10 protein-coding genes are annotated in these 14,813 nt (G+C 56.6%); 8 read left to right on the top strand and 2 right to left on the bottom strand.

Annotated elements, in window-relative coordinates:
• Nucleotides 1-171: 171 nt before the first annotated feature.
• Entirely contained in the window at nucleotides 172-1,425 is a 1,254-nt protein-coding gene (locus tag CAG22_RS15955; protein WP_218191634.1) for a CdaR family transcriptional regulator, read from the top strand.
• 1,018 nt (nucleotides 1,426-2,443) lie between these two features.
• On the opposite strand, the gene CAG22_RS15950 is transcribed toward CAG22_RS15955, so the two are convergent.
• Nucleotides 2,444-3,427 (bottom strand): MDR family oxidoreductase, encoded by a 984-nt coding sequence (locus CAG22_RS15950; RefSeq protein WP_085588374.1) that lies wholly within the window; start codon nucleotides 3,425-3,427, stop codon nucleotides 2,444-2,446.
• Between the two features lie 47 nt (nucleotides 3,428-3,474).
• Nucleotides 3,475-4,014, bottom strand: a complete 540-nt coding sequence (locus CAG22_RS15945; protein ID WP_085705766.1) for a TetR/AcrR family transcriptional regulator — start codon at nucleotides 4,012-4,014, stop codon at nucleotides 3,475-3,477.
• Between the two features lie 173 nt (nucleotides 4,015-4,187).
• Here CAG22_RS15945 and gcvA point away from each other — a divergent pair, with 173 nt between their 5' ends.
• The 7 genes from gcvA (at nucleotide 4,188) to CAG22_RS15910 (ending at nucleotide 14,776) form a co-directional block, all read left to right on the top strand.
• A complete protein-coding gene (gene gcvA, locus CAG22_RS15940) occupies nucleotides 4,188-5,156 on the top strand; it encodes a transcriptional regulator GcvA (protein WP_085588321.1) in 969 nt (322 codons plus the stop codon).
• Nucleotides 5,157-5,324: 168 nt separating this feature from the next.
• Entirely contained in the window at nucleotides 5,325-7,823 is a 2,499-nt protein-coding gene (locus CAG22_RS15935) for a CoA transferase (protein WP_085588323.1), read from the top strand.
• Nucleotides 7,824-7,949: 126 nt separating this feature from the next.
• Nucleotides 7,950-9,107, top strand: a complete 1,158-nt coding sequence (locus tag CAG22_RS15930; RefSeq protein ID WP_085588325.1) for an iron-containing alcohol dehydrogenase — start codon at nucleotides 7,950-7,952, stop codon at nucleotides 9,105-9,107.
• A 46-nt stretch (nucleotides 9,108-9,153) separates the two neighbouring features.
• The gene (locus CAG22_RS15925) at nucleotides 9,154-10,650 is read left to right on the top strand and encodes a CoA-acylating methylmalonate-semialdehyde dehydrogenase (RefSeq protein ID WP_085588327.1); all 1,497 of its coding nucleotides are present in this window, start codon (nucleotides 9,154-9,156) and stop codon (nucleotides 10,648-10,650) included.
• 97 nt (nucleotides 10,651-10,747) lie between these two features.
• Nucleotides 10,748-12,373, top strand: a complete 1,626-nt coding sequence (locus tag CAG22_RS15920) for a BCCT family transporter (RefSeq protein WP_085705765.1) — start codon at nucleotides 10,748-10,750, stop codon at nucleotides 12,371-12,373.
• 201 nt (nucleotides 12,374-12,574) lie between these two features.
• Entirely contained in the window at nucleotides 12,575-13,630 is a 1,056-nt protein-coding gene (locus tag CAG22_RS15915) for an ABC transporter substrate-binding protein (protein ID WP_085588330.1), read from the top strand.
• A 63-nt stretch (nucleotides 13,631-13,693) separates the two neighbouring features.
• The gene (locus CAG22_RS15910; protein WP_085588376.1) at nucleotides 13,694-14,776 is read left to right on the top strand and encodes an ABC transporter ATP-binding protein; all 1,083 of its coding nucleotides are present in this window, start codon (nucleotides 13,694-13,696) and stop codon (nucleotides 14,774-14,776) included.
• The last annotated feature ends 37 nt before the right edge of the window (nucleotides 14,777-14,813 follow it).

Below are 14,813 nucleotides of genomic sequence, written 5' to 3'. Positions count from 1 at the left end.
AAACAGGCCCGCTTGCCACTGCGCTAAACCCAAAAAAAGGACATGGAGCGTCACGGTGCCTCCTTGTATTTTTTGTTCAGGCAGTGCATTCATGCTAGGTTTCCACTGACCTTGCGCCAAGGTACGAACTGCACCACTTTCCAGACGATTTTTGAGTGATTTGCACTGCCCATGACCAGCACGCCATTGCCCTGGCCACGCCCCTCGGAAGCCGTTCGCGAGCTCATGCGCAAAGGCGCCGAACTTGCTCAGGCGCTGCCACCCGAGTGGATCGAGCGCCTGAATCAGTCACTGTTCTCTTCACCCGAGGATGCCAAGTTGCTGGAGGACCCGGTTATCCTCGCAGCGTGCCGGCGCGCCAACCGGGCAGAGTTGCTGCACTGGGCCAATGCCAACCTGCAGCGTCCTGGAGAGCCGGTGGAGCCCTACGTCTCCGCTGACATGGTGGACACGGCCAGGGAGCTCGCCCGCAGGGGGTTGTCCGAACTGCTGATGAATGTTGCACGGTCGACACAGAACGCAGCCTGGGACCTGTGGATGAAGATGGCCTTCAGCCTGACGCAGGATCCCGTGGTGCTCGAGGAATTCCTGGAGGTCTCGTCGCGGTCGATCTCGGAATTCATCGACAGCAACATGCGTGTGGTGACGCAGATCATCCTTGAAGAAAAGAGCGCCCAGGCCCATGACGATCCTGTCGATAAACGCAGCCTGGTCAGCCGGCTGCTCGATGGCAGGGATGTGGACGCCGAGCAGTTCGGCAGGCGACTGGGCTACAGCCTGGCGCAGAGACACCATGCCTGCCTCGTCTGGAGCGAAACCCCGGACGCCGAGATTCGCCCCCTGGAAGACATGGCGCGTGCCCTGGCGCAGCTCACGGGCACGGTAGCGCCGCTGATTGTGTTCGCGGGCCCTGCGACCCTGTGGGCCTGGAGCAATGCGGTAAAGCCGCTGGACCTGAACCTGCTGCAGGACGTCGCCCGGCAATTTCCGAAGATACGCGCGGCAATCGGTTCGGCGGGCGCGGGGATGAATGGCTTCCGGCGCTCGCACCTGGAAGCCTTGACCACCCAGCGGTTGATGGGCCGTTTGGCGGGTTCACCCGCCGTTGCCACGATTGACCAGGTGAGAATGGTGTCGCTGATGACCCAGGATGCCCGCGCGGCCAGGCAGTTCGTCTTGAGCACGCTGGGGCGCTTGGCGACCGAGCCCACGGTTCTTCAGCATTCGTTGCACGCCTTCCTGGCTAATGGCTGCAACATCACCCAGACCGCCGAGGTGCTGGGTACCCATCGCAATACCTTGCTGCGCCGGCTGGAGCGCGCCCAGGACTTGCTGCCTATTCCGTTTGGCGACCATCGCATCCAGATCGCTGCCGCACTCGAGCTGGTGATCTGGAATACCCCATTTGCAGACGACGAGAAATAGTTGTCAAAGCACGTTCAGAGTCAGGGCTGCAGGCCAGGAACCAGAATTCGAGCAGTTAAATACCTAGTGATTTGCCATGAGCTTGCGTCAACTGGCTCCGCTCGAATGCGCCCACGTTGTAGTTCTTACATCTTTTCGTCGCTGCCGAAGAACATTTGGACAGGGCTCTAACGCGGGTTTTTCGGGTGTAAAAAACAGAAATGTACCCCCGAAAATACCCTCGATACCCCCAGCTGCATGCGCGATCGAGAATGGCGATTTCTGACACGGATCGGGATGGTCGTCGGCGGCTTTTAGTGTACGTCAGACCCGACTCACTAGGAGGTTGCCTGGATGATTGGTTGCCTGGGCAGTGCGACAAGGGCCTCGTGGGATTAAGCTGCGTCCGTCCTTCGCGGGCCGCTGTATCTATTCAAATTGGTCGCCCGGGGAAGCCTCATGCCTGCTTTGAACAAGCTGAAGCTGGCTGGACTGTCGGCCGTGTAGCTCGACAGCGCTTTGGTGTGGAGCCTTCGGACCCGTTGTACCGGCTGATCGAAAAATGCGTCGAACTCTATTCTCTGGGACCCGCCCCTTGCATGGGGTGCAAGGGGTCGAGTGTTCGAATCACTCCGTCCCGACCAAAAAACTCCAAAGAATCCAGTCACTTAACGGAGGCTGGATTTCTTATGCCTGATCGATTTTAGCTGGTCAGCAATTTTGCCCCACTTTTTGCCCCACCAAGCTGTCGATTGTATTCCCATGCTGATTCCACATCAGAATCCGGGAGTAGGGTTGCTCAGATCCGTTTAGCTCTATGGATTGACGGTTAGATGCTTGGACAGGTGAATCTTGAATGGCCGTTTTCGACCCAAAGCTGCCCTTGGAGGAGTGCACTCAGCTACCTGGTTTAGTACTTGATGGGCGTTCTTCGATTCTGGGAGTTTACAGGACTTCAATGACCTGGTTGAGAGAGGTTTGCCAAGCAGCCCAGGATCAAAGTGGATCAGGGCTGCTATCCAGGTATCAGGCGACCATCTTAGCCGTTTACGTCGACAATCAGCCGGCCACGGATCTTTCCATCCATCAGGTCAGCAGCTGCTGCAATCGCGCCCCCAAGGGTGATGTCTTTCGTCATCAGCGACAATGCGCCGAGGTCCAACTGGTTCGACAGCCTGTCCCAAGCTTCGACTCGCCGCTCAAAAGGCTGTGTAACGCTGTTGATGCCGAGCAGGCTTACCCCGCGGAGAATAAAAGGCGCAACGGTTGCCGGAAAATCCATCCCTTGGGCCAATCCGCAAGCAGCTACCAAACCATCAGACATTGTGTTCGCGCATGCATTGGCCAGCGTATGGCTGCCGACGGAGTCGATAACTGCCGCCCATTTTTCTTTTGCCAACGGACGTCCCGGGGCTGAAAGCTCGGCCCGATCAATGATGGTCGTTGCCCCCAGGCTTTTCAGATAAGCCTCTTCGCTGGATTTTCCTGTGGCTGCAGTGACGGTATACCCGGCACCGGCCAGAAGGCTGATGGCACAGCTACCGACGCCGCCTGTTGCGCCTGTGACCAGCACTGGCCCATGGGAGGGTTTCAATCCGTGGCGTTCCAGGGCCATCAGGCACAGCATGGCGGTGTATCCAGCAGTGCCGATGGCCATGGTTTGGCGCTCGTTCAGGCGCCTAGGGTGGGGGATCAACCAGTCGCCGTTCAATCTCGCCTTTTGTGCCAGCCCGCCCCAGTGGCTTTCACCCACTCCCCAGCCATTGAGCAATACGCGATCGCCAGGCTGGTATCGCGGATCGTCACTCGCCTCGACCGTGCCCGCGAGGTCGATCCCCGGGACCATTGGGAACTGGCGAACAACCGGCCCTTTGCCGGTGAGTGCGAGCGCATCTTTGTAGTTCAAGGTGCTGTAGGCCACCTTCACCGTCACGTTCCCGGCGGGTAGTTGGTCATTCTGCAGCTCGGTGAGTCGGGCTGAGTGCTTATCTTCCAGCTTTTCGATCAGAATTGCGTTGAACATGGCTTGCCCTAATTTAGACTGGTTGTCTTTAAATTGTCCAAAAGGAATCACCGCGTGATTCCTGCCAGAAAACCTTGGAAAAAAATGTCCATGGGGCGGACATGTTGGGTCAGTCGTGCACGAAGTACGGCACCCTCCCAACCCACCCAGAAGTAGGCTGCGAGGGTTTTGCAATCATGCTCGCAAGACACCTCGCCCAGCTTCACCGCTTCCTCCAGGCATGCAGATAAACGCTGCTCCCAGTCCTGCAGTGTCAGTTCCAGCTGTTCGCGGAAGCTGTCGGGTAGCACCATTACCTCTTGGCCAAGGTTGCCGACCAGGCAGCCTCTGCGAAACTGGTACTTGGCCATCCCCCGTTTCGCTTCTTCTACGAAGTTTGACAGCCTTCGCAGCGGCAACACACTCTGGTCGCCAAAGCTGCGATCGAGCTTGCGAGCGAAATAGTCGGCATAGCGCTGAAGTACCGCTTGGCCGAATGCTTCTTTGCTGTCGAAGTAGTGATAGAAAGAGCCCTTGGGCACCTGGACACGTTTGAGCACGGTATCGATGCCGGTGGCGGCAAAGCCCTGTTCGGTGAGGATTTCCATGCCACAGCGCAGCAAGAGTTCGAGCGTTTCGCCATGCTCACGCGCGACTTTGGGCGGCCGGCCTCTTCGAGTGGTAGGTTGGGAGCTATTCATACGTTGTAATTTAGACTGATCGTCTCTAATGTCAACCATTGAGCGATTCGATTCCCGATAAGCCTAGCGTTGGATGGGTCATGAAAAAACGTTTGCCGCCCCTGAACTGGCTTCGAGCATTCGAGGCTTCCGCTCGATTGCTTAATTTCACGCATGCCGCTGAAGAGCTCAGTCTTACGCAAGCGGCAATCAGTCAACAGGTAAAGGCCCTGGAGTCCCAGTTAGGGGTAGCGCTTTTCAAGCGTCTGCCACGCGGGCTTGAGCTCACCGAGGCGGGTAAATCCTACTTTCCAGTAGTGAGAGAGTCGGTTGAGCGCCTTGCCGCATCGACCGATGAGATCTTCGGGCAAGGTCATCGAAGCGCACTCAGCATCCGTAGCAGCTTGGTATTCTTCACGCACTGGATAGCACCCCGATTATCCCGGTTTCGAGTGAAGCATCCAGATGCGAACATTCGAGTCGCGAGTAATATCTGGGTAGATGAAACAGAGTTCGATGCCGATCTCGAAATAAGGTACGGGCAAGGGCGCTGGCCTGGCATGAAGGCCGAGCGGCTGACGTGGGACACTCTGGTGCCCGTTTGTTCACCGGCATTGATTACCGGGGAATGTCCGTTGCAGCGCCCCCTGGATCTTGCGAAGCACCCGTTGCTGCACGTGCTGGGCTACGAAGAAGGGTGGGGCTATTGGCTTCAGAAGAACAACGCAGAGTGCGTTGACTCATCTCAAGGAATGCAGTTCGACACCCTAATTTCGGCATTGGCGATGGCTGAGCTGGGTCAAGGCGTCGCGTTGGCGCGCTCCTCGCTGGTCAAACACTTGTTAGACGAAGGCAGACTCGTCGCGCCCCTGGGCTGTCATGTGCCGACCAAGGAAGCGTTTTACCTGGTTTATTCGGCCCACAGCATGGTCAATCCCGATGCGGCGGCTTTTGCTCAGTGGCTGTGCGAAGAAGCACAGTCTTTCAAGGTGGAGTCCTGCGTGGAAGAGGGTGAACACCCCCCCAGCAATAAGCAAAGCACCATAGCAATAAAAAAAATGGCCCCTTAGGGCCATTTTTTATTGCTTTCGCGTTGCCTTCGAATTTCTGAAAGTAGCAACACATCGCAAGCCCTTGGATGGTGCAGTCGTCCAGGTGACCGGTTAATACGAGGCCTCAATAACAACAATAACCGCGCCGGCGAAACTCGTCGGCCCGAGCTACCTAGGGTTATCCTCATGCAGCAAACCAATCAATTGCCTTTGCAAGGCGTCAATGTCATCGATTTTGGACAGTACATCGCAGGCCCTGCAGTAGCGATGATCCTCGCTGATCTTGGGGCGACAGTCGTTCACATCGACCCGCTGGATGGGCCGCTCTGGGACAGCCCGGCAAATGCCACGCTCAATCGCAACAAGCTGTGCATGCGCCTCGATCTGAAGGCCCCAGATGGGCTGCAGCAAGCTCGCGAACTCATCTCCCGTGCCGATATCGTGATCGAAAATTTCCGACCCGGAGTCATGTCCAGGTTGGGTCTTGATTTCGCAGAGCTGCGACGTGCTCGCCCTGAGTTGATCACGTTGTCGATTCCAGGGTTTGCCAGCGATGACGAACTGCGTGCGCAATGGCGTGCTACCGAGTCGGTGATCGCTTCGGCCTCCGGTGTATTCACCGATATGGGTCAAAACCGCGTGCTGATGGGCATCAATCCTAGTTTTTCGCCACTTCCTCTGGCGTCAGCGTACGGCACCATGCTGGCTGTTTCTTCTGTCGTGCTTGCTCTGCAGGCGCGTGAAAAGAATGGCGTTGGCGATCAGATCGAAGTGCCCCTGGCATCAGCGGTGATGGAAGGCCTGTCGTACAACTCGATCAAGATCGATGGGTACCCGCTGCGCTACAAGACCCTGCGTGAGAAGGAGAGCGAGCGTCGTCGGTCAGAGAACCTGCCGATGAATCTGAGCTATCAAGATCTGCAGGAGTTCCTCGACCCGTTCTACCGCACTTATGAATGTGCCGATGGCCGTAAGTTTTATGCAGTTTGCCCATCGCATCGCGCACATGCCAAGCGCTGCCTGCAGGCAATGGGTATCTACGAAGAAATGGTTGCCGCCGGCTTGCCGAAGGTTGATGACCCCTACCTGCCGATTGATCAATGGGACGGCAATGCATCCTTGGGCGTTTATCCGTTGCCTGCCGATTGGGCTGCACGTATCTCGGCCCGGATGAAAGAAGTGTTCCTGACGAAAACTGCTGCCGAGTGGGAAGTCATCTTCGGGGAGGGGGGGGTCCCCGGCGCGCCACACCGATCTACCCAAGAGTGGCTCCATGACGAGCACTCGAATACTGCTGGTTTGATCGTCGAGGTCAATGATCGCGAGTTCGGCGTCATGAAACAGCCAGGCCCAATTGCCTGGTTGGAGGGGTGTTCGGAGCCCATGCTCAAGCCTCTTTCGCGTCGCGATGTTAGCTTCGAGCAAGCGCTGGCAACTCTGTCTGAACGCGCTGCACGTTCCTTGCCGGCTGCTAAGCGCGACAAACCTGCCGGTTGGCTGGAAGGTGTCAAGATTCTCGACCTGACGAACGTGATCGCAGGGCCACACTCGACATCGTTCCTGGGCCGCTTCGGGGCAGACGTCATCAAACTCGACCCTGTTGTGCCCAATTATGATCCGTGGAATACCGTGGTATTCGGCATGTCTTCGGCACGTGGCAAGGAAAGTATTCTGGTCGATCTGAATAAGTCCGAAGGCCGGGACGTTTTCAATCGTCTCGTGAGGGAGGTTGACGTGATCGTCATGAACGCGCCTGATCGCCAACTGGCACCGCTCGGTCTCGATGAAGCAAGTCTGCAGGCGGTGAACCCCGGCGTTATCTTCTGCCAGCTGGACTGCTTCGGAGGCCCACGTCGCGGTCCTCGTACAGATTATCTGGGGTATGACGATCTCATCCAGGCCACCACCGGGATCATGCTTCGCTTTGGTGGCGGCATGGAAACGCCGGAAGAACATGCTCACGTCGGCACGATCGATGTGATGTGCGGGTTTGCTGCCGCGTTGGGCGTGGCAACAGCCCTGTATCGCAAGCATCATTCCGGCGAAGCTTACCGGGCACGCACCTCGCTGGCATCACTGGGTAATCTGGTACAGATCCCGTTCTGCTACGACTACTCAGGTCGAGCGCCATTCAATGAGCCGTCCGGGCGTGACGTGGTTGGCTACAGTGACCTTTCCCGGTTTTACAAGTCGGCGGATGGCTGGATCTACCTGGATGCCTGCGAGGCAGAACTGGACAAATTCGCAGCCATCAAAGAGTTCTCTGGCCTGGCGTCTGCGCATGATCGCGCTGCCTATCTGCAAAATGTCATTGGCCGCATGAGCAGCGCTTTCCTGCAAGAGCGTCTGCAGGCCGCCAACATCGCTGCTGCGGTGCCGGACAACATCGACCAACTGCGCAGCCAGTACAGCCGAACCGCTGATGGCCTGCCAGGTACAGAGAATGGCAGCTATTCCTTCAGCATCTACAGCGACCATCCGAGCGGTCATCGGATTACGCAGCTGGATCCCTACGCCATTCGCCCACGGGTAGCGCGTATTCGAGCGCTGCCACCCGCTGAGAAGTTTGGCGCTTCCACCCGCAAGGTGTTGGCTCGCTACGGCTATACCGATGCGCAGATTCAGTCGCTCCTGGATGCCGGCGCAATCGGCGAATCCTGGAGTGAGGAATATCTGCCGAGCTGAATTCTGAAGGCAGGTCAAGGGGCGGGCCTTTGATACGCCCCCCATGCTTGCCGATTTACCGATCAAGCGAACACGAGCCTAAGGCTGCTCGCGGGCGCGCTCATGCCCAGAAAAAGAGATAGAGCCATGACTTATAATAGCATCCTCCCGCGTATCCTGCAAACCGGTGCCGGTGCCAGCCAGCAAATCCATCAGGTACTGGCGAGCCTCGGCTGCCACAAGCCACTCATCATCACTGACCGAATGATGGTTGAGTTAGGTTATGCCGGTCGTATCAGCGCAGTTCTGGCAGAGCACGCAATAGACGTCGACGTGTTCTCCGACACCGTCCCCGAGCCTACCGTCGCTTCGATTCAAGCCGGCGTCGCGACCGCCAGGGAAGGGGGCTATGACAGCATCATCGCACTGGGTGGCGGAAGCCCGATCGACAGCGCCAAAGCGATTGGCATCCTGGCCAAGTTCGGCGGAGTCATGCGCGATTACAAGTTCCCGCGCAATGTCACCGAAATGGGCTTGCCGATCATTGCCATTCCAACGACTGCCGGCACTGGCTCCGAAGTCACCCGTTTCACCATCATCACCGATGAGTCGACTGACGAAAAAATGCTGTGCGTCGGCGCAGGCTTCATGCCTGTCGCTGCACTGGTCGACTATGAGCTGACGCTCTCGTTGCCGCCTCGCGTAACGGCCGACACCGGTATCGATGCGTTGACTCATGCCATCGAGGCTTATGTCAGCAAAAAAGCGAATCTGTTCAGTGATGCCCAGGCACTGGCAGCCATGCGCCTGATCGGGCCAAACCTGCGCAAGGTCTACCACGACGGGGCAGACCGCGCCGCACGGGAGGCTGTGATGCTGGGGTCTACCCTTGCGGGCCTGGCTTTCTCGGCGGCCTCTGTTGCCCTGGTGCATGGCATGAGCCGCCCAATCGGTGCTGCGTTTCATGTTCCTCATGGCCTGTCGAACGCCATGCTGCTGCCTGAAGTGACGGCCTTTTCCATTCCCGCTGCACAGGACCGGTACGCCGATTGCGCGCGCGCCATGGGTGTTGCCACGCAAAGCGACACGGACCAATCCGCAGTGGAAAAACTGCTGGAAGAGTTGGTCGCGATCAACGATGAGCTGAATGTTCCTACCCCGGCAGAGTTCGGAATCGATCGCGAGAAATTCTTCGAGCTGATGCCAACCATGGCTGCTCAGGCGCTGGCTTCCGGCTCTCCTGGCAATAACCCACGCGTGCCTACAGAGGCCGAGATGGTTCAGCTTTATCGCAGCCTTTGGTAATCGAACACCATCGCCATAGTTGAATAACAAAAAAGTGGAGTTTTACATGAATACTGTCGGTCATCTGATTAACGGCGAAGTCGTCCTCGAGTCCAAGCGCACCCAGGATGTCTTCAATCCCGCCACCGGCCAGGTGGCTCGCCAAGTTGCGTTGGCATCGAGCCAAACCGTTGAGCATGCCATTGCCACTGCTGAAGCTGCTTTCCCGGCTTGGCGCGATACGCCACCTATCAAGCGGGCTCGCATCATGTTCCGCTTCAAAGAGCTCTTGGAGCAGAACGCTGATGCGATCTGCAAACTGATTGGTGAGGAGCATGGGAAAATTTCCCATGATGCTGCAGGCGAACTGCAGCGCGGCATTGAGAACGTCGAATACGCCTGTGGGATCGCCGAGCTGCTTAAAGGCGAACACAGTAAGAACGTCGGCCCGAACATCGATGCCTGGAGCGAGTTCCAGCCGCTGGGTGTGGTGGCAGGGATCACGCCGTTCAACTTCCCCGTGATGGTTCCACTGTGGATGATTCCAGTGGCCATCGCCGCAGGCAACTGCTTCATTCTAAAGCCTTCCGAGCGCGACCCCAGCTCCACGCTGTTCATCGCCCAACTGCTGCAGGAAGCCGGTCTGCCCAAGGGCGTGCTTAACGTAGTGAACGGGGACAAGGAAGCGGTCGACATCCTGCTGCGCGACACGCGCATTCAGGCGGTCAGCTTCGTGGGTTCGACGCCGGTCGCCGAGTATATCTACGCCACCGCCACCGCTCACGGCAAACGCTGTCAGGCACTGGGTGGGGCCAAAAACCACGCCATCGTCATGCCAGACGCCGATATCGACAATGCGGTCAACCAGTTGCTGGGCGCTGCATTCGGCTCGTCCGGTGAGCGTTGTATGGCGCTCTCAGTTGCCGTTGCGGTGGGTGATGCGGCAGCCGATGCCTTGATCGGCAAAATGAAAGAAGCCATGAAAAACTTGAAGGTGGGCGCTTACACCGATAGCAAGAACGACTTCGGCCCAGTGATCACCAGGCAGCATCAGCAAAAAGTGGTTGGCTACATCAACAGTGCTGAACAGCAGGGTGCAACCGTGGTTGTCGATGGGCGTGAGCCAAACGTTGCTGGCTACGAGGAAGGATTCTTCGTCGGTGGTACGCTGATCGATCGCGTTACCCCAGACATGCAGAGCTACAAGGAAGAGATCTTTGGACCGGTGCTGCAGGTCGTGCGAGTCAACAGCATGCAGGAAGCAATGGCGCTTATCGACAAGCACGAGTACGGCAATGGTACGTGCATCTTCACCCGAGACGGCGAGGCTGCTCGCTACTTCTCCGACAATATCAAGGTGGGCATGGTTGGCATCAACGTGCCGCTGCCAGTGCCCGTCGCGTACCACAGCTTCGGCGGTTGGAAGCGCTCGCTGTTCGGTGATTTGCATGCCTACGGGCCCGATGGCGTCCGTTTCTACACCCGCCGCAAGACAGTCACCCAGCGTTGGCCGTCGTCAGGCGTTCGGGAGGGCGTAGAGTTCTCCATGCCGACCATGAAGTAACGTTTTGCTGTTGAGCGGGTGAGTATGGCTCACCCGTTCCAAGTGTGTTGATTTGCCAGATTACCGTTGACCGAACAATAACAATGGAACGGTTGTAATGTACGATTCAAACGCGAAGCGCCCGGACACTGCCACTAAAATTGACCTGCCGTTAGTTTTGTTCAGTATGTTGGTTATCGGCTTCAGTGTCGGGGGGCTGATGATGTTCCCTCAGCAATCCATGGAGCTGTCCACTCTTGCATTCGACAGCACCAGTCGGCTTTTTGGCTCGACCGTACAAATTGTCGGGTTCTTTTGTGTGGGCATGATTTTTTGGCTGGCCTGCAGCAAATACGGAAACATCCGCTTGGGGGAAGGCAAACCCAAGTATGGAAACGTCAGTTGGGTGTTCATGTTCATTTGTGCCGGCCTGGGGTCGGCAACCATGTACTGGGCATTCATGGAATGGGCGTATTATTACGTCAGTCCAGGATTGGATATTGCGCCGCGCAGTAAAGATGCACTGGAGTACAGCATCGCGTACTCATTCTTTCATTGGGGCATCACCCCGTGGGCCATCTACGGAATAGCGTCCCTGGCGATGGCGTACCATTTCCATGTCCGCAAAAATCCGGGGCTGAGCCTTTCAGCAGCGGTAGAGGCCATCACGGGGCTGCGTGCCACCAGTCTCCTGGGGCGGAGCATGGACATCATCTTCCTGCTGGCGACATTTGGTGGATTGGTGCTGACCATCACGCTGTCCTCGTCCACTGTCGCCAAAGGTTTATCGATGTTGTTTGGCTTCACCGATGGATATGCCTTGAAGGCCTCGCTGGTCATCATGGTGACCCTGGTATTTTCGATAAGTTCCTGGGTGGGCATCGGCGGTGGCATGCAGCGACTGGCGCATGCCGCGTGTGGTTTGACAATGGCCTTTGCCGTGGTTGTGCTGGTGTTGGGGCCCACGGGGTTCACCCTCAACAATATCGCCAATGGCGCGGGCCTGATGCTGCATAACTTCATCCACATGAGCTTGGCAACTGACCCGGCAGGGACGGGAGACTTCGCACGTGGATGGACGGTCTTTTACTGGTTGTACTGGATCACTTACACACCTGGCGTCGCCCTGTTCGTGACGCGAGTATCACAGGGGCGAAAAATAAAAGAAGTGGTTTTTGCAATGGTGCTGGGAGGATGTGGCGGCTGCTGGTTGTTCTTCGGCAGCTTGCAGAGTTTTGCCATCCACCAGTTCATTACAGGCGCCATCGACTCGCCTGCTTTGCTTGACAGCATGGGCGGTGAGACCGTTGTCTCCATGCTGTTGGCAAGTCTCCCCCTCGGCAAAGCCCTGGCCGCAATCTACTTCTTTCTGATGATGGTCTTCCTGGCGTCACACCTGGATGCTGTGGCGTTTTCCGTGGCGGCCACCAGCACACGAAATTTGCATGAAGGTGATGACCCCTCTCCAGGCCTTCGTCTGTTTTGGTGCCTTATGCTGGCTGCGATTCCGTTGGCAATGTTGTATATCGACGCCCCGTTACATGCACTGAAAACAGTGGTAACCCTGGCGGCCATTCCATTTGTCATGATTTTGATTATCAAAGTGTACGGGTTGTTGAAGTGGATGCGTGAAGATTACGGAGATGTACCGGCTCATCTCATTGAACTGAATCCTGACTACCGCTCCGTGCTGGATCCTCACCAAGCTCTGGCGGTTGAAGATAAGAAATCTGAGGTTGCTTGACATTATCTAGGTTCCCTCTGGCGGGACGTGCATAACGCTGCATGGCCCGCTTTTTTTGCGAGCTGGCATAAAAATTTTAGGGGCTTTCCCCCTTTTTTTATTGCTTTCGAAGGTGGGTTTTTTTTTGGAAAGTAAGTGGGCGGAAGTGCAAGTTTCGTCGCAAGCAAAACTCCATCACATAGAATAATAGGGGTCACTGTCATGAAAAAAACAGCAGCGCTGTTGCTGGTAGGTGCCGTGTGCACGCAAGCTTGGGCTGAGCAGAAAATCACCGTGGTCTCCTACGGCGGTAGTCTGGCGGAGGCACAAGTCAAATCGGCCCACATCCCCTACACCAAGGCCACAGGCATCAAGGTGACCTCAGAGGATTACTCTGGCGGTATCGCGCCCATCAAGACACAGGTCGATGGCAAAAAGGTCAGCTGGGATGTAGTCGACGCCGAGTTGCTCAATGTATACCGCGCCTGCAGTACCGGATTGCTCGAAAAAATCGATCCCAAGACCCTCAGTCCGGCGCCGGACGGAACCCCGGCCGAAAAAGACTTCATTCCGGGGGCATTGAGCGAATGTGGGGTGGCCAGCTATGTCTGGTCAACCGTGGTCGCTTACAACACCCAAGCCTTTTCCGGCGCACAGCCAGCCAGCTTGAAGGATTTCTTCGATCTAAAGCGTTTTCCCGGCAAGCGCTCCTTGCGCAAGGCTCCCCAGGTGAACTTGGAGTGGGCGCTGATGGCCGATGGTGTGCCTCGCGACCAGGTCTATCCCATGCTTGAGACAGAAGAGGGCTTGGAGCGGGCGTTCCGCAAACTCGACACCATCAAGGATCAAGTCATTTGGTGGGAAGCTGGTGCACAACCCCCACAACTGCTTGCCGATGGTCAAGTCAGCATGACGTCTGCATATAGCGGTCGAATAGTTATTGCCGCTCGTAAAGAGCATCAACCGTTCAAGATTGTTTGGGACGGTCAGGTCTACGACATGGAAGCCTGGGTCCTGCCGGCGGGCAACCAGAACAAAGCACAAGCGTTGGACTTTTTGAAGTTCGCGACGCAAAGTTCGGTGTTAGCCGATCAGTCGAATTACATTCCCTATGGACCTACCCGTTACTCAGCGCAGAAGATGGTCAGCGCTGACGTCCAGGCCGACCTTCCGACCAACCCAGAAAACTTTGCCACTGCGTTGCAAGTCGACTCGCAATGGTGGGGTGACCACGCTGACGAGCTTAACGAAAGATTCAATGTCTGGTTAGTGAAGTAATCAAGACGGCTGATGCCGGTTCTCCAGAAATGTGCGCGCACGAAAACAATAATAGGTGCTCTGATGGATTCTCAATCGTTTGTTAGTTTTCGCAATGTTCAGAAGAGTTATGACGGCGAATCACTGGTCGTCAAGAACTTCAATTTGGAGATCGAAGCAGGTGAGTTTGTCACAATGCTCGGTCCTTCTGGTTCTGGAAAGACCACCTGCCTGATGATGCTAGCCGGTTTCGAGACCGTGACGAATGGCCAGATACTCATCGACAGCAAGCCGGTCAACGATATTTCTCCCCAAAAACGCGGTATTGGCATGGTGTTTCAAAACTATGCACTCTTCCCACATTTGACCATCGCAGAGAATCTGGCGTTTCCTCTGAAAGTCCGCAAACTTTCGAAAAGCGAAGTCAACGAGCGCGTCAACAAGGCGCTCGATATGGTGGCACTGAGTAAACTGGGTAACCGCATGCCGGCACAATTGTCCGGTGGCCAGAAACAACGCGTCGCCTTGGCTAGGGCACTGATCTTTGAGCCGCGTCTGGTACTGATGGATGAGCCCCTCGGTGCACTGGATAAACAGTTGCGAGAGCAGATGCAGTACGAAATAAAACGTCTCTCTCGGCAATTGGGTATTACGGTCGTCTATGTAACACATGACCAAAGTGAGGCGCTCACCATGTCTGACCGCATCGCTGTGTTCAATGATGGGATCGTGCAGCAACTCGCGTCCCCTGCGGATCTTTACGAAAAGCCAGAGACCGCATTTGTGGCGAGTTTCATTGGTGAAAACAATCGTCTGCAGGGGCAGGTTGTTGCTATTCAAGATGCCACTTGCAGCGTTCGCGTCGGGGGGGAAACGGTAAAGGCGCTGGCCGTCAATGTCGCGGGCGTAGACTCAGCTGCAACACTCTCGATTCGTCCAGAGCGGGTGTTGATCAACCCGGCGCAATGGGAGTGCGAGAACCGCTTACCTGCGCGCGTTCTCGAAGTGGTTTACCACGGCGACCACCTGCGGGCGCGCCTGGAGTTGGCTGGGCAGCAGGAGTTCATCGTGAAAGTTGCCAATGCCGCGGGGAGCGGGTGCCCTAGGTTGAGCGAGCACATACACGTCGGCTGGTCTCACCAAGACTGCAGAGCCTTGGATGCCTGACGGTCAAGTACGCCCTTGTGCAAATTCCGGAGCTTTC

The sequence above is a fragment of the Pseudomonas sp. B8(2017) genome (assembly GCF_002113575.1).
Taxonomy (GTDB): Bacteria; Pseudomonadota; Gammaproteobacteria; order Pseudomonadales; family Pseudomonadaceae; genus Aquipseudomonas; species Aquipseudomonas putida_Z.
Note: the sequence above shows the minus strand (reverse complement) of the source record. Positions and strands in the feature narration are given on the sequence as shown.